2 protein-coding genes are annotated in these 22,855 nt (G+C 70.3%); both read left to right on the top strand.

What is annotated here, in order from left to right; all coding sequences use genetic code 11:
* Positions 1-11 precede the first annotated feature (11 nt).
* The gene (locus tag JOC24_RS33665) at positions 12-16,442 is read left to right on the top strand and encodes a type I polyketide synthase (RefSeq protein WP_374104549.1); all 16,431 of its coding nucleotides are present in this window, start codon (positions 12-14) and stop codon (positions 16,440-16,442) included.
* A gap of 25 nt (positions 16,443-16,467) precedes the next feature.
* Positions 16,468-22,855 (top strand): type I polyketide synthase (locus JOC24_RS32245; RefSeq protein WP_205023992.1); only part of this gene is annotated, 6,388 nt, incomplete at its 3' end.

The following is a 22,855-nucleotide window of genomic DNA, read 5'->3' as shown; positions in this document are numbered from 1 at the left end:
CTCAAGGGGCGGTGCTGTTTCCGATGGCGAGTGAAGAGAAACTCCTGGATCACCTGAAGTGGATGACCGCTGAGCTTCGGCAGACGAAGCAGCGGCTCCACGAGGTCGAGACCGAGGCCCAGGAGCCGATCGCCATCGTCGGCATGAGCTGCCGGTTTCCCGGCGATGTCCGCTCGCCCGAACAGCTGTGGCAGTTGGTGGCAGACGGTTCGGACGCGATCACAGGCTTCCCGACGGACCGGGGCTGGGACGCGGAAGGGCTCTACCACCCCGATCCGGACCATCCCGGCACGACCTACGCCGACCAGGGCGGCTTCCTGACCTCCGTCGGGGACTTCGATGCCGAGTTCTTCGGGATCTCGCCGCGTGAGGCGCTGGCGATGGACCCTCAGCAGCGCCTGCTCCTCGAAACGGCCTGGGAGGCACTGGAGCGGGCCGGTATCGACCCGGCCTCGCTGCACGGCAGCAGCACCGGCGTCTTCGTCGGCTCCAACGCCCAGGATTACGCCGGCCTGCTGCACAACGACACGGCGGAGCTCGGCGGTTACCTCGCCATCGGCAACTCCGCGAGCGTCATGTCCGGCCGTATCGCTTATGCCCTCGGTCTCCAGGGGCCGGCAGCGACCGTCGACACCGCGTGCTCGTCGTCGCTGGTGGCCCTGCACTGGGCCGCCCAGGCATTGCGCCAGGGGGAGTGCTCCATGGCGCTGGTGGGTGGGGCGTCGGTGATGTCCACTCCCGGAGCCTTCCTGGAGTTCTCCCGGCAGCGTGGTCTGGCGTCCGACGGCCGGTGCAAGGCGTTCGCCGAGGCGGCTGACGGCACGGGCTGGGGCGAAGGCGTCGGCATGCTGCTGGTCGAGCGACTCTCCGACGCGCGCCGCAACGACCACCAGGTCCTAGCGGTCATCCGCGGTTCCGCGATCAACCAGGACGGCGCGAGCAGTGGTCTCACCGTCCCCCACGGGCCGTCGCAGCAGCGGGTGATCCGGCAGGCGCTGGCCGACGCCGGGCTGTCCCCGGCAGACGTGGACGCGGTGGAGGCCCATGGCACGGGTACCCGGCTCGGCGACCCGATCGAGGCGCAGTCCCTGCTGGCGACCTACGGGCAGGACCGCTCCGGAAACCGGCCGCTTCGGCTGGGATCACTCAAGTCGAACATCGGTCACACCGCAGGTGCCGCCGGCGTTGCCGGTGTGATCAAGATGGTGATGGCGATGCGGCACGGTGTGCTGCCGCAGACCCTGCACGTCGACAAGCCTTCATCCCACGTGGAGTGGTCGGGAGGCGTGGAGCTCCTGACCGAGTCGGTGGCCTGGCCCGAGACAGGACACCCGAGGCGAGCGGGCGTCTCGTCGTTCGGAATGAGCGGGACCAACGCGCACGTCATCTTGGAGCAGGCCCAGGAAGCGGACGAGGAACCGGCGGCGTCGACCGCTGTGCTCCCGGTCGTTCCGTGGCTCCTGTCCGCGAGGTCCGGGCCGGCGCTCGCCGAGCAGGCTGCTCGCCTGCTGGCCCAGCACGAAACGGTCCACGGCGCCGTCGACTACGGGTACTCCCTCGCCATGGCCCGGACCGCGATGGACCACCGAGCGGTGCTCATCGGCGCGGACGGGGAAAGCCTCCTTCGCCAGGTGGCGGCACTGGCCGACGATCCGCAGGTTGCCGGCGCGGTCACCGCCACCGCAGTCGACCACAATCCGATCGCCGTGCTGTTCTCGGGTCAGGGCGCTCAGCGGTCGGGTATGGGTCGCGAGTTGTACGGGGCGTATCCGGTGTTCGCGGATGCGTTCGACGCGGTGTGTGCGGAGCTGGACCGTCATCTGGACCGGCCGGTGCGGGATGTGGTGTTCGAGGGTGGTGAGCTGCTGGATCAAACGCAGTTCACGCAGGCCGGGCTGTTCGCGCTCGAAGTGGCGTTGTTCCGTCTGGTGTCGGCGTGGGGTGTGCGGCCGGATTATCTGCTGGGGCACTCCATCGGTGAGCTGTCGGCCGCGCATGTGGCCGGTGTGTTTTCGCTGGAGGACGCGGCGAAGCTGGTGGCGGCGCGTGGCCGTCTGATGCAGGCGCTGCCGGCGGGCGGGGCGATGGTGTCGCTCGAGGCGACGGAGGACGAGGTTCTGCCGCTGCTGACCGACGGTGTCGACATCGCCGCCCTCAACGGACCTTCCGCGACGGTTATTTCCGGTGACGAGGACGCTGTCCTGGCGATCGCCGCGCACTTCGCGGCTCAGGACCGCAAGACGAAGCGGCTTCGTGTCAGTCATGCTTTCCACTCGCCCCGCATGGACGCCATGCTGGAGGAGTTCCGCACGGTCGCGGAGACTCTGACGTTCCAGTCCCCGCAGATCTCTGTGGTCTCGAACGTGTCCGGTCTGGTTGTGTCGGGCGAGGAGATCGGCTCGGCTGACTACTGGGTGGGTCACGTCCGCGAAGCAGTGCGCTTCGCGGACGGGATGCAGGCCCTTCTGGACCAGGGTGTGACGACATTCCTGGAGCTGGGGCCGGACGGTGTGCTGTCCGCGATGGGGCAGGACTGCGTCGAGGAAGCGACCTTCGTACCGGTTCTGCGGAAGGACCGCGACGAGGCGACGACCCTCGTCACCGCGCTCGCCGAACTCCACGTACGTGGATCGGCCGTCGACTGGGCGGCGTACTTCGCCGGCACCGGCGCCCGCCGCATCGACCTGCCGACCTACGCCTTCCAGCGGCAGCGTTACTGGCCGAAGAACACCTGGCACCGGACCGGAGACGTTGCCGGGCTCGGGATGCGCACCGGCGATCACCCGCTCCTTGCCGCCGTGGTCGGCCTGGCGCACACCGACGAGTTCCTGTTCACGGGACGTCTGTCGCTCCAGACGCATCCCTGGCTCGCAGACCACGCCGTCATGGGCTCGGTGCTGCTCCCCGGAACGGCCTTCGTCGATCTGGCCCTACACGCGGGCGATCACGTCGGCTGCGAACTGGTGGACGAGCTGACCCTGCAGGCCCCACTGGTGCTCCACGAGTCCGCAGGTGTCCAACTCCAGGTAGTGGTGGGTACTCCCGAGGCCGACGGGCGCAGGCCCATCAGCGTGCACTCACGCCCGGGGGAGGCCGACGGCGAGGAGAACGACTGGACGCAGCACGCCACCGGCCTCCTCGCCCCGGCGGACGAGGCCGTCGCGTCCTCCGCCGAATCCTCGGTGCGGGACTCCCTGCGGGCCTGGCCGCCGCGCGACGCGACCGAGATCGGTGTCGAAGGGCTGTACGCACGACTCGCTGACCAGGGCTTCGGCTACGGTCCTGCCTTCCAGGGGCTGCAGCGGGTCTGGCGTCGTGGTGAGGAGGTCTTCGCCGAAGTGGCCGTGACCGGCCTCGATGTCGCCGGATTCGGTGTGCACCCCGCGCTGCTCGACTCCGCGCTCCACTCCCTCGCGGTGGGCGGTCTGCTGGGCGACGACGGTCCGGAGGACCCGGCGAGCCACGAGCGGCGCGGCTGGCTGCCGTTCTCATGGAACGGGGTGCTCCTTCGCGCCACCGGGTCCACGACGCTGCGGATGCGGATCGCTTCCACGGGGCGCGACAACACGATGTCGCTCATCCTGGCCGATGCCGCCGGACAACTCGTGGCACGGATAGAGGCGTTGCAGCTGCGCCAGGTGTCCGCCGAGCAGTTCGACGACCGACGTCGTGCCACCGCGGACTCGCTGTTCCAGCTGAGCTGGGTCCAGATCGCCCAGGACGCGCCCTCCCCGGAGCTGGTTGAGGGGGAGCAGGTGTGGGGAGTGCTGGCAGCCGAAGGGACCGGCCCCGGCCTCGACGCCTGTGACACCTACGCGGACGTGACCGCGTTGAGCGCAGCCCTCGACGCGGGAGCCGCCGCACCGGACGTCGTACTGATCGACACCACCGAGGGCGCGGCTGACGGTGCCGATGTCCTCGAAGCCACTCACCGCACCGCGCACCGTACGCTCGGACTCCTGCAGGAATGGCTGGCCGAACCGCGCCTGGACGCGGCCAGGCTGGTCGTCGTCACCCGTCGCGCCGTCGACACGGGCGGCGACACGCATGCCGCCGCCGACCTGTCCGTCGCCCCGGTGTGGGGCTTGGTGCGGTCGGCACAGTCGGAGAACCCGCAGCGGTTCGTCCTGTTGGACCTGGACGGGACGACGGGACCCGACGTCAGCCTCGTGCGCCGCGCTGTCGACAGCGGCGAGCCACAGTTGGCCGTACGGGACGGAGCGCTCCACGCACCCCGCTTCGTGCGTTCCGGGCAGGACGGAACACTGCTCCCGCCGGTGGACGGCACGGCCTGGCGACTCGACAGCGTGAGCAGGGGGACGCTCGACGGGCTGCGGCTGCTGCCCCACCCGGAAGCGTGCAACGAGCTCGAATCCGGCCAGATACGCGTGGCCGTGCGTGCCGCGGGGCTCAACTTCCGTGACGTCCTGATCGCCCTCGACATGTACCCGGGGCACGCCACGATGGGCATCGAGGGTGCCGGTGTCGTACTGGAGACCGGCCCCGACGTGACCGGGGTCGTACCCGGCGACCGTGTGATGGGCCTGCTCAGCGGAGGCTTCGGCCCCACCGCGGTGACCGATCACCGCATGGTCGCGAGGATTCCCGACGGTTGGTCGTTCACCGAGGCCGCCTCGGTGCCCATCGTGTTCCTCACCGCGTACTACGGTCTGGTCGACCTGGCCGCGGTACAGCCCGGCGAATCGGTCCTCGTGCACGCGGCGGCGGGCGGTGTGGGCATGGCGGCCACACAGCTCGCGCGCCATCTCGGCGCCGAGGTGTTCGGGACGGCCGGCCCGGCCAAGTGGGACACCCTGCGGGAACTCGGACTGGACGACGAGCACATCGCCTCGTCGCGGACGCTGGAGTTCGAGGAGCAGTTCCGCTCCGTCACCGACGGACGCGGTGTCGACGTGGTCCTTGACTCCCTCGCCGGGCCGTTCGTGGACGCCTCGCTGCGCCTGCTTCCCCGTGGCGGACGGTTCGTGGAGATGGGCAAGGCGGACGTGCGCGACCCCGAAGCGGTCGCGCAGACCCACCCCGGCGTCGCCTACCAGGCGTTCGACGTCATCCAGGCCGGGCCCGAGCGGATCGGCCGGATGCTCGCCGAGGTGGTCGCGCTGTTCGAGAGCGGGGCTCTGCGTCCGCTTCCGGTGCGGACCTGGGACGTCCGCCGCGCAGCGGAGGCATTCCGCTTCCTCAGCCAGGCCCGGCACATCGGAAAGGTCGTGCTCACCGTCCCGCAGCCGCTCGACCGCGACAGAACCGTGCTGCTCACCGGTGGCACCGGATCGCTCGGGGGTGTACTCGCCCGGCATCTGGTCGCCACGCACGGCGCCCGGCACCTGGTGCTGGCGGGAAGGGGCGGGCCTGACGCGCCGGGCGCGCAGGAACTCGCCGCCGAACTGACCGAACTCGGCGCCACCACCGTCACTCTGGCCGCCTGCGACGTCTCCGACGCCGAGGCGGTCGCCGGCCTCCTCGCGTCCATCGACGACGCGCACCCGCTGACCGCCGTGGTCCACGCCGCGGGCGTGCTCGACGACGGCATCATCTCCTCACTCACCGGCGACCGACTGGACGCGGTCATGGAGCCCAAGGCAGACGCCGCCTGGCATCTGCACCGGCTGACCCGCGACCTGGACCTGTCGGTGTTCGCACTGTTCTCCTCCACCTCCGGGCTGCTGGGCGCGCCCGGCCAGGGGAACTACGCGGCCGCGAACGTCTTCCTCGACTCGCTGGCCCAGGCCAGACGGCGGCAGGGTCTCGCAGCGACCTCCCTCGCCTGGGGCCCGTGGGAGCAGGCCGGCGGCATGATCGACCGGCTCCGCGGGACGAGCGCGGGCCGCAGCACACGGGGTGGGCTGATCACCCTGTCGGCGCAGGAGGGTGTGGCTCTGTTCGACGCCGCACTGGCCGTCGACGAAGCCGTGGTCGTACCGGTGAAGCTGGACGCCGGCTTCCTGCGAGGCAGGGCTGAGGAGCCGTCCCTGTTCAAGGGGCTGGGACTCGGCGGACGCAGGTCCAACAGGCGAAGCGTGGCTTCGGCGGCCTTCGAAGCCTCGACGCTCACCGAGCGGCTGAGGGGACTGGACGAGTCGGAGCGGACACAGACGCTCGTGGAACTCGTCAGCGCCCGAGCCGCCGCTGTTCTCGGACACGCGGACGCGGACGCCGTACGCCCCGGCCGGGCGTTCAAGGATCTCGGCTTCGACTCGCTCACCGCCGTCGAGCTGCGCAACCGCCTGGGTGCGGCGACCGGACTACGGCTCCCCGCATCGCTGATCTTCGACTACCCGACTCCGGCCCTGATGGCCGCCCACCTGCACAGCGTGCTGGTCGAGACCCCCGGATCACCCGCGTCCGCCGCATCCGCGGTACGGGCCGGAGCGGCCGACACCGACGAGCCGGTCGCGATCGTGGCCATGAGCTGCCGCTACCCGGGAGGCGTCAACTCCCCCGAGGACCTCTGGGACCTCGTCGCCACCGGCACCGACGGGATCTCCGGCTTCCCCACCGACCGGGGCTGGCGGCTGCCGTCGCCCGACGACGGCTCCGCCCTGCCCCACGAGGGCGGGTTCGTCCACGACGCGGGCGAGTTCGACGCCGCCTTCTTCGGGATCTCGCCGCGTGAGGCGCTGGCGATGGATCCGCAGCAGCGGCTGCTGCTCGAGGCGGCCTGGGAGGCGTTCGAGCGGGCGGGCATCGCCCCCGCATCCGTACGCGGCAGTCGTACCGGCGTCTTCGCCGGTACGTCCTCCACCGGGTACGCCACATCGCTCGACCAGCTCCCCGAGGGCGTCGCCGGACATGTGCTGACCGGAACCGCAGGCAGTGTCGTCTCCGGACGGGTGGCGTACACCTTCGGCCTGGAAGGGCCCGCGGTGTCGGTCGACACGGCGTGTTCCTCCTCCCTGGTGGCGCTGCACCTCGCCATGCAGGCGCTGCGGTCGGGCGAATGCTCCATGGCGCTGGCGGGCGGCGCCATGATCATGGCCGACGAAGGGATCTTCGCCGAGTTCGGCGGGCACGGCGGCCTCGCCGTGAACGCCCGCTGCAAGGCATTCTCCGACGACGCCGACGGCACCGCGTGGTCCGAGGGTGTGGGCCTGCTGCTCCTCGAACGGCTCTCGGACGCGCGGCGCAACGGCCATCAGGTCCTGGCGGTGGTGCGGGGCTCCGCGGTGAACCAGGACGGTGCGTCGAACGGTCTGACGGCCCCGAACGGGCCCTCTCAGCAGCGTGTCATCCGCCAGGCCCTGGCCAATGCCGGCGTCTCGCCGGCACAGGTGGACGCCGTGGAGGCACACGGCACAGGCACCCGGCTGGGCGACCCGATCGAGGCGCAGGCACTGCTGGCGACGTACGGGCAGGGCCGGCCGGACGACCGTCCGCTCTTCCTGGGGTCGCTGAAGTCGAACATCGGCCACGCGCAGGCTGCGGCGGGTGTGGCCGGCGTCATCAAGATGGTGATGGCGATGCGGCACGGTGTGCTTCCCCGGACCCTGCACCTCGACAAGCCGTCCTCCCAAGTCGACTGGTCCTCGGGCTCTGTTGAGCTCCTGACCCGGTCGGTGGCGTGGCCGGAGAAGGACGAGCCGCGCCGGGCCGGCGTGTCGTCGTTCGGTATCAGCGGTACGAACGCGCACGTCATTCTGGAGCAGGCACCGGACGCCGAAGTCGCTGCGGAGGCCAGACTTCCGGCCGATGCGGTGCTGCCGTCCGCCCTGCCGTTCGTGCTCTCCGGGAAGTCGCCCGACGCCGTGGCGGAGCAGGCAACCCTGCTGGCCGGTCTGCTGGACCGGGAGCCCGGTCTCGCCTTGGGGGACGTCGCGTGGTCGTTGGCCACCAGCCGTACGAGGTTCACGCATCGTGCGGTACTGGTTGCCGACGATGTCGAGGAGCTCCGGTCGGGCCTGGAGGCCCTGGCGGGTGGGCGGTCGGGCCCGGCGCTGGTGCGGGGTGTCGCTGATGGTGTGATGCGGCCGGTGTTCGTTTTTCCGGGGCAGGGTTCGCAGTGGGTGGGTATGGCTGCGGGGCTGATGGGGTCCTCGGATGTGTTCGCGGAGCGGATGCGGGAGTGTGCGACCGCGTTGTCGGCGCATACGGACTGGTCGCTGCTGGATGTGCTGCGGGAGGAGCCGGGTGCTCCTGGGTTCGGCCGCGTTGATGTGGTGCAGCCGGTGTTGTGGGCGGTGATGGTGTCGTTGGCCGAGGTGTGGCGTGCGGCGGGTGTGGTGCCCGCTGCGGTGATGGGCCACTCCCAGGGTGAGATCGCAGCGGCCTGCGTGGCCGGTGGGCTGTCCCTGGAGGACGGCGCGCGGGTGGTGGCCTTGCGGAGCCGGGCGATTCTTGAGCTCTCGGGACTGGGCGGCATGGTGTCCGTCGCGGAGCCGGCGCAGCAGGTGGAGGTACGGCTCTCCAAGTGGGAGGGGCGCCTTTCCGTCGCGGCGGTGAACGGCCCGTCCTCGGTGGTGGTCAGTGGTGACGGTGACGCGCTGGACGAGCTGCTGGTGGTGTGCAAGGCGGACGGGGTGCGTTGCAAGCGCATCGATGTGGACTACGCGTCTCACAGTGCGCATGTGGAGCGGATCCGTGACCAGTTGCTGAAGGTGTTGGCGGATCTGTCCCCGCGTGTGTCGAAGGTGCCGCTGTATTCGACGGTGACGGGTGAGTTGCTGGACACGGCGGGGATGGACGGCGAGTACTGGTACACCAACCTGCGCCGGACGGTCCTCCTGGAGAAGACGACCCGGGCACTGCTCACCTCGGGGCACGGTGTGTTCGTGGAGGTCAGCCCGCACCCGGTGCTCACCATGGCACTGCAGGAGACGTTCGAGGCGGCCGGTAGTGAAGCGGTGGCGTTGGGGACGCTGCGGCGGGACGAGGACGAGCACCGGCGCATCCTGATGTCTCTGGCCGAGGCCCATGCGCACGGAGCCGAGCTCGACTGGAGGGTCCTGTTCGAGGGCGTCGACGCCCAGCGTGTCGACCTGCCGACGTACCCCTTCCAGCATCAGCACTACTGGCTCAAGTCGGCCGCCGGACAGGGCCACGACATCTCTGCGGCCGGAATCCGGCCCGGCGGGCACGCCCTGCTCTCCGGGGCGATCCGGCTGGCCGACTCCGAAGGTGTGGTGCTGACAGGCAGGTTGTCGGTCGACACGCACCCCTGGCTCGCCGATCACGTCGTTCTGGGCTCGGTACTGCTCCCGGGAACGGCCTTCGTCGACCTGGCTCTGCACGCCGTCGACCAGGTCGGCTGTGAGCTGCTGGAAGAGCTCATGATCGAGGCACCGCTGGTCGTCCCGGACTCGGGCGCGGTCGTGATCCAGGTGACGGTGACCCTGCCGGACCGGTCGGGCCGCAGCACCGTGCGCGTCCACGCGGCACCTGCCGGAGCACCGGAGGACGTGTGGACCCTGCACGCATCCGGTACGGCGACGTGCGGGGAAGTGGCCGCTGCGGACGCTCTGGACGAGTGGCCGCCGACCGGTGCCCGGACGCTCGCCGTGGACACCCTCTACGAGTCGCTCGCCGAGGCCGGCTACGGATACGGCCCCTTGTTCCAAGGGCTTCGGGCTGCCTGGCGGCAAGGCGACGACGTGTACGCGGAGGTGGCCCTGCCGGAAGAGGCGGATGTCGAGGGTTTCGGGGTCCACCCCGCTCTGCTGGACGCCGCACTGCACGCGCTGGGCTGGTCGACACCCCGTGAAGCCGGAGGCGAACCGGGCTCCGTCGAGCTGCCGTTCGTCTGGAGCGGGGTCTCGCTGGGCGCGGTCGGCGCGCGTGCGCTGAGGGTCCGGATCCGGCGCGCGCGGTCGGGAGCGTCCCTGCTGCTGGCCGACGGAACGGGCCGCCCGGTCGCCTCCGTCGAGACGCTCGCACTCCGCCCCATCAGCCCGGAACAGCTGAAGCCTTCGGACCATGCGCTCGGTGACGCGATGTTCCGGGTCGAGTGGGCGGCGAAGCCGATGGGCTCCGTGATGCCGATGGATGCCCCTGAGGCCCTTCCCGCAGTCGCCCGCTACGCCGAGCTTGCCTCCCTGGAGGCGGCGCCGGACGTGATGGCGGTGTCATTCGCGGACGTGGGGTCCGATTGCGTCGACGCGGCATCCCGGGCCCACGAAATCGCCCGCCAAGCATTGGAGTTGACGCAGAAGTGGCTCGCGGATGAGCGATGCGCCGATGCCCGCCTGGTGGTGATGACTTCCGGGGCGGTGGCTTGTGGCCCCGGCGCTGTGCCGGATCCGGCGCAGGCTGCTGTGTGGGGTCTGGTGCGTTCGGCTGAGACGGAGAATCCGGGCCGGTTCGTGCTGGTCGATGTCGAGGGGGTGGATGAGTCGGTTCTGTCGGTTGTGGTGGCTTCGGGTGAGCCGCAGGTGGCGGTGCGTGGTGGTGAGGTGTTCGTGCCGAGGCTGGCGCGGGTGTCTGCCGGTGTGGGTGGTGGTGCTCCGGATGCCGATTCTGTGGGCACGGTGTTGGTGACGGGTGCCAGTGGTGTGCTGGGTGGGTTGGTGGCGCGCCATCTGGTGGTGGCGCGCGGTGTCCGGAATCTGCTGCTGGTGAGTCGTCGGGGCGGGGATGCGCCGGGGGCGGCGGATCTGGTGGCGGAGTTGGAGGGGCTGGGCGCGCGGGCTGGTTTCGTCGCGTGTGATGTGGCGGATCGTGCCGCGCTGGCTGAGGTGCTGGACGGTGTCGCTTCTGAACATCCGTTGACGGGTGTGGTGCATACGGCGGGTGTGCTGGATGACGGTGTGGTGTCGTCGTTGACGTCGGAGCGGCTTGCTGCGGTGTTGCGGCCGAAGGTTGATGCGGCGTGGCATCTGCATGAGTTGACGCGTGGCATGGATTTGTCGATGTTCACGTTGTTCTCGTCGGCGGCGGGTGTGTTCGGTGGTGCGGGTCAGGCGAACTACGCCGCGGCGAATGCGTTCCTGGATGCGCTGGCGGAGGTGCGGCGGGCGGAAGGGCTCGTGGGTCTGTCGCTGGCCTGGGGTCTGTGGGCTCAGGCGAGTGAGATGACGGGGCAGCTCGGTGCGGAGGATCTGCGGCGGATGGCCCGGGGTGGTCTGCTGCCGTTGTCCTCGGCACAGGGACTCGAACTCCTCGACACAGCACACGCGTTGCCCGGCGAGGCTGCACTGGTGCCCATCCGGGTGGATACGGCCGCTCTACGACTGCGTCCGGAGATGACTCCGCTGATGCTGCGGGGTCTCGTCCGGGTGTCGAACCGGCGGCAGGCCGACGCCGGCACCGACCGTGCACAGTCCTTCGCACGCGCCCTTCTCGGACTGGAGCCGGCCGAACAGGAGGCGCGCGTCCTCGAGATCGTACGCATCGAGGTCGCCTCCACCCTGGGTCATGGCTCGAGCGAGGCGATCAAACCTCGGCAGGCCTTCACCGATCTGGGCTTCGACTCGCTGACCGCCGTGGATCTGCGTAACCGGCTCAACGCGGTCATGGGACTACGGCTGCCGGCGACTCTTGTCTTCGACTATCCGACCCCCGCGGTGCTGGCGGACTACATCCGGGCGGAGATCCTCGGCACGCACAGTGAGCCGACCGAGGCTGCCGGAACGACCGGCAACACGGCGGACGATCCGATCGTGATCATCGGTATGAGTTGCCGTTACCCCGGCGGGGTGTCCGGCCCCGAGGACCTGTGGCACCTGCTCTCCACCGCCGGTGACGCGGTCACGGGCATCCCCGCCGACCGCGGCTGGGACGTGGACGGGCTGTTCGATCCGGACCCGGACAGGCCCGGTACCTCGTACACCCGCGAGGGCGGGTTCCTGCACGACGCCACACACTTCGATGCGGAGTTCTTCGGGATCTCGCCGCGCGAGGCGGTGGCGATGGATCCGCAACAGAGACTGCTCCTGGAGGCCTCATGGGAAGCGGTGGAGTCGGCGGACATCGATCCCGCCTCCCTGCGTGGGAGCAGGACCGGCGTCTTCGCAGGCCTCATGTACCACGACTTCGCGGCGTACGCCGCAGCGTCCGCCGAGAGCCTTGAAGGGCACCTCACCACGGGCACCGCGGGAAGTGTCGCTTCGGGGCGGGTGTCGTACACCTTGGGCCTGGAAGGTCCTGCGGTGACCGTCGATACGGCGTGTTCGTCGTCTTTGGTGGCGTTGCACTGGGCGATTCAGGCGTTGCGGTCGGGTGAGTGCTCGATGGCGCTGGCCGGCGGTGTGACCGTCATGGCCACGCCCGGCACGTTCGTCGAGTTCTCCCGCCAGCGGGCTCTCGCGGTGGACGGCCGCTGCAAGTCCTTCGCGGCCGGCGCCGACGGCACCGGCTGGGGCGAGGGTGTCGGCATGCTGCTGGTCGAGCGGCTCTCGGACGCGCGGCGTAACGGGCATCGGGTGCTGGCGGTGGTGCGGGGTTCGGCGGTGAACCAGGATGGTGCGTCGAATGGTCTGACGGCGCCGAACGGTCCGTCGCAGCAGCGGGTGATCCGGCAGGCTCTGGCGAATGCGGGTTTGTCGGCTTCGCAGGTGGATGCGGTGGAGGCGCACGGTACGGGGACGAAGCTGGGTGACCCGATCGAGGCGCAGGCGTTGCTGGCGACGTACGGGCAGGAGCGTGCGCAGGATCGGCCGCTGTTGCTCGGGTCGGTGAAGTCGAACATCGGTCATACGCAGGCTGCGGCGGGTGTTGCCGGAATCATCAAGATGGTGCTGGCGATGCGGCACGGTGTCCTTCCTCAGACCCTGCACGTCGACGAGCCGACACCTCAGGTGGACTGGTCGGCGGGTGCGGTGGAGCTGCTGACGGAGTCGGTGGCGTGGCCGGAGACCGGTGATGCAAGGCGTGCGGCTGTCTCGTCGTTCGGTATCAGCGGTACGAACGCGCACGTCATTCTGGAGCAGGCGCCGGACGACGATGTCGTCGTGGCGGCCGAGCTGCCGGCCGATGTGGTGTTGCCGTTCGTGCTGTCCGGTAAGTCGGAGGGGGCGTTGCGGGATCAGGCGGCGCGTCTGGCGGAGTCGGTTGCGGGAACGCCGGGTGTGCCGATGCGGGATCTTGCGCATGCGCTGGCGTTGAGCCGGTCCCGTTTCGAGCACCGGGCGGTGGTGACGGCCTGTGGGCGTGAGGAGTTGGTGGCCGGCCTGGAGGCCCTGGCCGGTGGGCGGTCGGGCCCGGCCCTGGTGCGGGGTGTCGCTGATGGTGTGATGCGCCCGGTGTTCGTGTTCCCGGGGCAGGGTTCGCAGTGGGTGGGTATGGCTGCGGGGCTGATGGGGTCCTCGGATGTGTTCGCGGAGCGGATGCGGGAGTGTGCGACCGCGTTGTCGGCGCATACGGACTGGTCGCTGCTGGATGTGCTGCGTGGTGAGCCGGGTGCTCCTGGGTTCGGTCGTGTTGATGTGGTGCAGCCGGTGTTGTGGGCGGTGATGGTGTCGTTGGCCGAGGTGTGGCGTGCGGCGGGTGTGGTGCCCGCTGCGGTGATGGGCCATTCCCAGGGTGAGATCGCTGCGGCGTGTGTTGCTGGTGGGCTGTCCTTGGAGGACGGTGCGCGGGTGGTGGCGTTGCGGAGCCGGGCGATTGTGGAGCTGTCGGGTCTGGGCGGCATGGCGTCCGTGGCGGAGCCGGCGCAGGAGGTGGAGGCACGCCTGTCCGGCTGGGAGGGGCGCCTTTCCGTCGCGGCGGTGAACGGCCCGTCCTCGGTGGTGGTCAGTGGTGACGGTGACGCGCTGGATGAGCTGCTGGTGGTGTGCAAGGCGGACGGGGTGCGTTGTAAGCGCATCGATGTGGATTACGCGTCTCACAGTGCGCATGTGGAGCGGATCCACGACCGGCTGCTGGAGGTGCTCGCGGACCTGGCTCCGCGTGCCTCGCGGGTGCCGCTGTTCTCCACGGTGACCGGGGAACTGCTGGACACGGCGGGGATGGACGGCGAGTACTGGTACACGAACCTGCGCCGGACGGTCCTCCTGGAGGAGACGACCCGCGCCTTGATCGACGCCGGGCATCGTGTGTTCGTGGAGGTCAGCCCCCATCCGGTGCTTCAGCTCGGTCTGCAGGAGACGTTCGAGGCGGCCGGTAGTGACGCGGTGGCGTTGGGGACGCTGCGGCGGGACGAGGACGAGGCCCGGCGCTTCATGACGTCTCTGGCCGAGGCACACGTCAACGGGGTCGACCCTGACTGGAAGGCGCTGTTCGCCGGTCATGTTCCGGCCCATGTCGATCTGCCGACCTATGCCTTCCAGCGGCGGCATTACTGGCCGGAGGCTCTGGCGGTCCCGGCCCCGGCGGCGGGTGCCGTGGACCCGGTCGACGCCCAGTTCTGGGAGGCCGTCGAGGGCGAGAACCTGGACGCCCTCATGCGCACCCTCGGTGGTACACAGAGCGAGGCGGCCCTGCAGACGGTCCTGCCGGCGCTCGCGGCCTGGCGACGTGAACGCCGTGACGGGTCCACGATCGACGGCTGGCGCTATCGCATCGACTGGACCCCCCTGGCCAAGGCGAAGTCCTCGAGCCTCTCAGGACAGTGGATCGTATTGATCCCGGAGGCGCTGCGCGACGACGCGACGGTCCTTGCCTGTGATGCGGCTCTGACGCAGAACGGGGCGCGTGTCACGGCCTCGATGGTGTCAGCGGGCGAATCCGACCGGAACTCCCTCGCCGGAAGCATCCGCCGACTCCTCGACCTGGGCGACGGCGAGGTGGCCGGTGTGCTCTCGTTCCTCGGGGCCGACGAGACCCCCGACCCCGTACACGCTGCGGTGCCCGCCGCCGTGACATCGACGCTGGCTCTGGTGCAGGCGCTCGACGCGGTGGAGGTCCAGGCCCCCCTCTGGTGCGCGACCAGGGGGGCCATGCAGGTCAGCGATACCACCGACCGCACCGTCAGCGTCGCCCAGGCGCAGGTGTGGGGTATGGGGCGGGTCGTCGGACTGGAACGGCCCGGCAACTGGGGCGGCCTGATCGACCTGCCGGCCGAAGGGGTCGACACACGTATCACCGACAGCCTGTGCGGCATCCTGTCCGACGCGGCTGGTGAGGATCAGGTGGCTGTGCGCCCGGCGGGCGTCTTCGGCCGCCGACTGGTGCGGGCCCCCCTGAACGGAGCAGTCACCGCCACCCCGTGGAACGCCGAAGGAACCGTGCTGATCACGGGAGGTACGGGTGCCCTGGGCGGGCATGTGGCCAAGTGGCTGGCGGGGCGGGGCGCGGAGCGGCTCGTCCTCACCAGCCGGCGCGGCATCGCAGCTCCGGGCGCGGCAGAGCTGGAGGCCGAGCTGACGGCTCTGGGCACCAAGGTGTCCGTTGTCGCCTGCGACGTCTCCGACCGGGCTCAGGTGGCCGAACTGGTCGAGCGGCTGAGTCGGGAGGGCAGCCCCGTCCGAAGCGTCATCCACACCGCCGGGGTCAGCGACAGCGTCGCTCTGGCGGACACCGAGCCGGCCGCGTTCGCCGAGGTGCTCTCCGGTAAGACGGCCGGCGCCGCCCACCTGGACGAACTGCTCGGTGGAACGCTGGACGCGTTCGTCATGTTCTCGTCGATCGCGGGGGTCTGGGGCAGCGCGCGCCAGGCCGCGTACGCGACCGCGAACGCCGCACTCGACGCGCTGGCGATCCGTCGCCGTGCCCAGGGCTGGTCGGCGACGTCTGTGGCCTGGGGACAGTGGGCGGACAGCGGAATGGCCGCAGGCGACACCGGTGAGCAGTTGACGAGGCTCGGGCTGGCCCCGATGGAGCCCGGCCTTGCGGTCGCCGCACTCCAGCAGGCGATCGAGCACGACGAAGCGCCGATCGTCACGGTGGACGTCGACTGGCCACGGTTCGCCACAGCGTTCACGACCCTGCGGCAGAGCCCGCTCATCGCCGGCCTGCCCGAAGTGAGGGCCGCGCTGGCGAGCCCCGAAGAAACCGCGGAGGCCGACGGCGCAGGCACGGCCGATGCGCTGACCCGGCGCATGCTGGACCTCTCGGGACCTGAGCAGGATCATCTGCTGCTGGAACTCGTGCAGGAGCGGGCGGCCACCGTGCTGCGGCTCGACACACCGAACGCGGTACGCCCCGACCGGGCCTTCCGCAACCTCGGATTCGACTCGCTGACCGCGGTGGAGCTGCGCAACCAGCTCGCGGAGGCGACCGGCCTACGGCTGCCGGCCGCGCTGGTCTTCGACCACCCCACGCCCGCCGCCCTCATCACGTACCTACGGGACAAGCTGCTGCCGGAGGCCGGCCGGCACGGCGGTGAGGACTCCGTCGCGTACGGCGACGTGGACGAGGCCGTGGTGCGCAGTGCACTGGCCACCGTGCCGCTGGACCGGCTCAGGGCAGCCGGGCTGCTGGACACCTTGATGACGCTCGCGGACGAACACGGCGGAGCGCAGGCTCCCCCGCCCGCGGGTGACGACAACGACTCGATCGACGAGATGGACGCCGAGAGCCTGATCCAAATGGCTCTGGGCAACGGCGATTCCTGATGATGCGCGAAGTGTGGAGTTCATGATGGCTAGTTCGGGTGACAAGGTTCTCGAAGCGCTGCGCGCGTCCCTCAAAGAGGTCGACCGGTTGCGGAGGGAGAACACCCAGCTCACCGGCGCGGCCAGGGAGCCGATCGCGATCATCGGGATGAGCTGCCGGTACCCGGGTGGGGTGGCGAGTCCCGAAGACCTGTGGCGGCTGGTCGCCTCGGGTACCGACGCGGTGGGTGCCTTCCCGACCGACCGTGGCTGGGACCTCGACGGGCTCTACCAGGCGGGCGGCGCCAACGCGACGACCTTCGAGGGCGGCTTCGTCGACGGCGTCACCGACTTCGACGCCTCGTTCTTCGGGATCTCCCCCCGCGAGGCGCTGTCCATGGACCCGCAGCAGCGTCTCCTGCTCGAGGAGTCGTGGAAGGCGCTGGAGCGGGCTGGGATCGCTCCGACCTCACTCCACTCCACCCAGACCGGTGTCTTCGTCGGCGCCCAGAGTTCCGGCTACGAGACGAGCCTGCGCCAGTCCGACGACAACGTCGACGGCTATTACGTCACGGGCACCGCCGGCAGTGTCGTGTCCGGCCGCATCGCCTACTCGCTCGGCCTGGAGGGGCCCGCGGTGACGGTCGACACCGCGTGTTCGTCGTCGCTCGTGGCACTTCACCTGGCAGTCCAGGCGTTGCGTCAGCGCGAGTGCTCCCTCGCCCTGGCAGCCGGCGTGACCGTCATGAACAACCCCGGCGCGTTCGCCGAGTTCAGTCAGCAGGGCGGTCTCGCAGGTGACGGCCGCTGCAAGTCGTTCGCTGCGGCTGCCGACGGAACCGGCTGGGCCGAGGGCGTGGGCGTGCTCCTCGTGGAGCGGCTGTCCGACGCGGTACGCAACGGGCACAACGTGCTCGCGGTCGTACGGGGCTCCGCGGTGAACCAGGACGGTGCGAGCAACGGGCTGACCGCACCCCACGGCCCGTCGCAGCGACGCGTCATTCGCGCGGCCCTGGCCAACGCGGCCCTCTCGCCCACGCAGATCGACGCCGTCGAGGCCCATGGGACCGGCACCGTGCTCGGAGACCCCATCGAGGCCCAGGCCGTGGTCGAGACGTACGGCCAGGACCGCCCTCAGGACCGTCCACTGCTGTTGGGCTCGATGAAGTCCAACTTCGGTCACGCACAGGCCGCTTCGGGCGTAGCCGGTGTGATCAAGATGGTCATGGCACTCCGCCACGGCTCGCTCCCGCAGACCCTGCACGTCGACGAGCCGACGCCGCACGTCGACTGGTCGGCGGGGGCGGTACAGCTGCTCACCGAGCCGGTGGAGTGGCCGGAGACCGGTCAGCCGCGCCGGGCAGGCGTGTCCTCGTTCGGTGTGAGTGGTACCAACGCGCACATCATCGTCGAGCAGGCACCGGTCGAGGAGGGCGCCGCCGGCACCGACGAGACCGAGCCCGGCTGGGCCCCGCCGGTAGTCCCATGGCTCGTCTCGTCAGCCGGCGCCCAGGCACTGCTGGCACAGGCTCAGACTCTGCTGGCGCACATGGAGACCGCTGAGGCCCCCTCCTCGGGCGCACTCGACATCGGCTACTCCCTCGCCGTCGGCCGCGCCGCGCTCGAGCATCGGGCCGTGGTGCTCGAGGCCGGGCGCGAGGACCTCCTGGAAGGCGTACGGGAACTGGCTTCAACCGGCGCCGGGGCGAGGGTGGTACGTGGTACGACCGCGCCCGGTGGTCTGGCGGTGTTGTTCTCGGGTCAGGGTGCGCAGCGCTCGGGTATGGGCCGTGAGTTGTACGGGGCGTATCCGGTGTTCGCGGATGCGTTCGATGCGGTGTGTGCGGAGCTGGACCGTCATCTGGATCAGCCGCTCCGCGATGTGGTGTTCGAGGGTGGTGAGCTGCTGGATCAGACGCAGTTCACTCAGGCCGGGCTGTTCGCGCTCGAAGTGGCGTTGTTCCGTCTGGTGTCGGCGTGGGGTGTGAAGCCGGATTACCTGCTGGGGCACTCCATCGGTGAGTTGTCGGCAGCGCACGTGGCCGGGGTGCTGTCGCTGGAGGACGCGGCGAAGCTGGTGGCGGCGCGCGGTCGTCTGATGCAGGCGTTGCCGGCCGGTGGGGCGATGGTGTCGCTCCAGGCGTCGGAGGACGAAGTCCTCCCTCTGCTGACCGATGACGTATCGATTGCCGCGCTCAACGGGCCTTCCGCGACGGTGATCTCCGGTGACGAGGATGCCGTCCTCACCATCGCCGCGCACTTCGAGACCGAAGGTCGCAAGACCAAGCGGCTCCGCGTCAGCCACGCGTTCCACTCGCCGCGCATGGACGTCATGCTGGAGGATTTCCGTGCGGTCGCGGAAGCACTGACCTTCCATGCGCCCGTAATCGCCATCGTCTCGAACGTGACCGGGGCGATCGTCCCGTCGCGCGAGATCCGAACCCCCGAGTACTGGGTGCGGCACGTCCGGCAGGCCGTCCGCTTCCTCGACGGCGTACGCACGCTGCAGGACCAGGGCGTGACGGCGTTCCTGGAGCTGGGCCCGGACGGGGTGCTGTCGGCCATGGGGCAGGATTGCCTCACCGCTGATGCGGAGAGCCGTGTGTTCGTACCCGCTCTGCGCAAGGGGCGGGCCGAGGTGTCGGCCTGTGTCACTGCACTGGCCGAGCTCCACGTGCGTGGACAGGACGTGGACTGGACGCGGTACTTCGCCGGTACCGGGGCCCGCCGGGTGGAGCTGCCCACCTATGCCTTCCAACGTGAGCGCTACTGGCCGCACGTCCCCATGAAGCTGGACAGCGGGACCGCCGTGGTGGGCAACACTCCTGCGGAGGCGCAGTTCTGGGACGCCGTCGAACGTGAGGACCTCGCCTCGCTGGTCGATGCGATACGTCCCGAGGACTCCGACGCGCTGGCCGGAGCGCTGCCCGCGCTCTCCGCCTGGCGCCGCCAGAGCCGTGTCAACTCCACTGCCAGCCAGTGGCGTTACGGCATCACCTGGAAGCCTGCCACCCTCCCGGCGGCTGCCCGGCTGTCGGGCGACTGGCTGGTCGTCGTTCCCTCCGGACACATGAACAGCGTGCTCGTCACCCGTACGGTCGAGGTACTGACCGCACACGGCGCCAGGGTGATTCCGGTCGAGGCCGATATCGCGGCTGCCGACCGTGGTTCCCTGGCCCAGGCGATGGACGGCGCTCTCGCGCAGGACGCGCAGTTGGCCGGTGTGCTTTCGCTGTTGGCTCTGGACGAGCAGCCGTCTCCCGCTCACCCGGTCGTCACCACCGGCATGACAGGGACGCTGGCACTCGTCCAGGCGCTCGGTGACACGGGAATCGACGCCCCGCTGTGGCTCGTGACCCGTGGTGCCGTGTCCGTCGGTCGCTCCGACCCGCTGGCCAGCGCCGCCCAGGCCTCGCTGTGGGGTCTCGGGCGCGTCGTCGGCCTGGAGTGCGCCCACCGCTGGGGCGGGCTCATGGACCTTCCGGAGACACTGGACGACCGTGCGGCTGCCCGGCTGATCGGCCTCCTCGCCGACGGCAGCGAGGACCAAGTGGCGGTGCGCTCCTCCGGAGCGTTCGTCCGGCGTCTCGTACGGGACACCCGCCCTGACCTCGTCGGCCCGGTCTGGACACCGCAAGGCACCGCGCTGATCACCGGCGGAACCGGTGCGCTCGGCGGTCACGTGGCACGATGGCTCGCCCGCAACGGTGCCGAGCACCTCGTCCTCACGAGCCGTCGTGGCCCGGACGCCCCAGGCGCGGCCGAACTCGTCGCCGAGCTGGAAGAGCTCGGCACCAAGGCCACCGTGGTCGCCTGCGACGTGTCCGACCGCACGGCCGTGGCCGCGCTGATCGAAGCCTGCGACGCGGCGGCGGCCGACTACCCGGGCGCTGCTCTCAGGACAGTCGTGCACGCGGCAGGCGTCGCCACCGCGACCCTGCTGTCCGAAGCAACCGCCGACACGCTCGCAGAAGAGGTCTCCGCGAAGGTCGCCGGCGCGGTGCACCTGGACGAACTCCTCGACGGTCACGACCTCGACGCCTTCGTCGTCTTCTCGTCCGTCGCCGGAGTCTGGGGCAGTGGAGGCCAGAGCGGCTACGCGACCGCCAACGCTCACCTCGACGCGCTGGCTCAGCGCCGCAGGGCGCGCGGTGTCCCCGCGACCGCGGTCGCCTGGGGCGCCTGGTCGGGTGGCGGCATGGCCGACGGCGAAGAGGGCGAGCAGCTCCTCCGCCTGGGCATCCGGACCATGGCCCCCGAGCCGGCGATCGCGGCTCTGCAGCAGGCACTCGACCGGGACGACACTCTGGTGACCGTCGCGGACATGGACTGGGCACGGTTCGTACCGGTGTTCACCGCAGCCCGCAGCCGCCCGCTGATCAGTGAGCTGGCCGAAGTGCGCAAGGCACTCGCCGCGTCCGCCCCCGACGCCACGGGCTCCGTCTCGGATGACGACTCGCCCCTCTGGAACGGACTCGCGGCGCTGGCCCCGGCCGAACGCACCGACGCCCTGACCGACCTGGTGCGGTCCTTGGCCGCAGGCGTCCTGGGACACGCGTCGCCCGACGGGGTCGAACCGGATCGCGCGTTCCGTGAGCTGGGATTCGACTCGCTGACCGCCGTCGAACTGCGCAACGCACTCGTCGCCGAGACCCGGCTGCAGTTGCCGACCACCATGGTCTTCGACCATCCGACGCCGACCGTACTGGCACGTTTCCTCGCAGCGGAACTCTCCGCACAGTACGAACTGCCCGACCTGTCGGGTACGCAGTCGAGGCTGTCGGCCACCGAGTTCCACGCGCCGGCGAAGGACGACGACCTCATAGCCATCGTCGGCATGAGCTGCCGTTACCCGGGGGAGGTGGCGAATCCGGATGATCTCTGGCAGCTCCTCGTCACCGGCACCGACGGGATCTCGGAATTCCCGACCGATCGGGGCTGGGACCTGGAAGGCATCTACGACCCCGACCCGGCGAACCCCGGCACGACGTACACGCGGCATGGAGGGTTCCTTCACGACGCAGGCGAGTTCGACACCGCATTCTTCGGGATCTCGCCGCGTGAGGCGCTGGCGATGGACCCCCAGCAACGGTTGCTGCTGGAGGCGTCATGGGAGCTCTTCGAGGGCGCGGGAATCGATCCCACCTCGGTGCGCGGTGAACAGATAGGCGTCTTCGCCGGTGCCTCCTCCTCCGGTTACGGCGTCGGTATGGCGCAGGGCTCCGAAGGCGGTGAGGGACACCTCCTCACGGGAACCGCGACGAGCGTGGTGTCCGGCCGCATCGCCTACATGCTCGGCCTGGAAGGCCCTGCCGTCACGGTCGACACCGCCTGCTCCTCCTCACTGGTAGCCCTCCACCTCGCGGCCCAGGCGCTCCGCCAGGGCGAATGCACCATGGCTCTCGCCGGCGGAGTCGCACTTCTCGCCAGCCCGACGGCGTTCGTGGAGTTCTCCCGGCAGCGCGGCCTGTCCGCGGACGGCCGCTGCAAGCCCTTCGCGGAGGGAGCGGACGGTACGGGATGGGCAGAGGGCGTCGGTCTGCTGCTCGTCGAGCGGCTGTCGGACGCGCGGCGCAACGGCCACGAGGTCCTGGCGGTGGTGCGCGGGTCGGCCATCAACCAGGACGGTGCGTCGAACGGCCTGACCGCGCCGAACGGCCCCGCGCAGCAGCGCGTCATCCGGCAGGCTCTGACCAGCTCCGGTCTCTCGGCCGCCCAGATCGACGCCGTCGAGGCGCACGGCACCGGCACCCGGCTCGGCGACCCGATCGAGGCGCAGGCACTGCTCGCCACCTACGGCCAGGAGCGCCGGCCCGAGGCCCTGCCCCTGTGGCTCGGGTCGATCAAGTCGAACATTGGCCACGCGGCGGCAGCGGCCGGTGTCGGTGGTGTCATCAAGATGGTTCTGGCGATGCGGCACGGTGTGCTGCCGCAGACCCTGCACGTCGACGAGCCGTCGTCGCGCGTGGACTGGTCGGCGGGTGCGGTGGAGCTGCTGACGGAGTCGGTGGCGTGGCCGGAGACGGGTGAGCCGCGGAGGGCGGGTGTGTCGTCCTTCGGTATCAGCGGCACGAACGCGCACATCATCCTCGAGCAGGCTCCGGAGACGGAGGCGGCGGACGTGGAAGGTGCCTCGTCGTTGCCGGTGGTGCCGTGGGTGGTGTCGGCGAAGACCTCCGAGGCCCTTGTCGCTCAGGTGGAGCGGGTGTCGGCGTTCGCAGCGGATCGGAATCCGGTGGACGTCGGGTTCTCGCTGGCTACGTCGCGCGCGGTGCTGGAGCACCGTGCCGTGGTCGTAGGCGATGTGACGGTCCGGGGCAGGGCATCGGCGGGGCGTTCGGCGGTGTTGTTCTCGGGTCAGGGTGCGCAGCGCTCGGGTATGGGCCGTGAGCTGTACGGGGCGTATCCGGTGTTCGCGGACGCCTTCGACGCTG

Source organism: Streptomyces sp. HB132 (genome assembly GCF_016909575.1).
In the GTDB taxonomy this organism is placed as follows: Bacteria; Actinomycetota; Actinomycetes; order Streptomycetales; family Streptomycetaceae; genus Streptomyces.
This window is presented reverse-complemented; position numbering and strand designations above follow the sequence as displayed.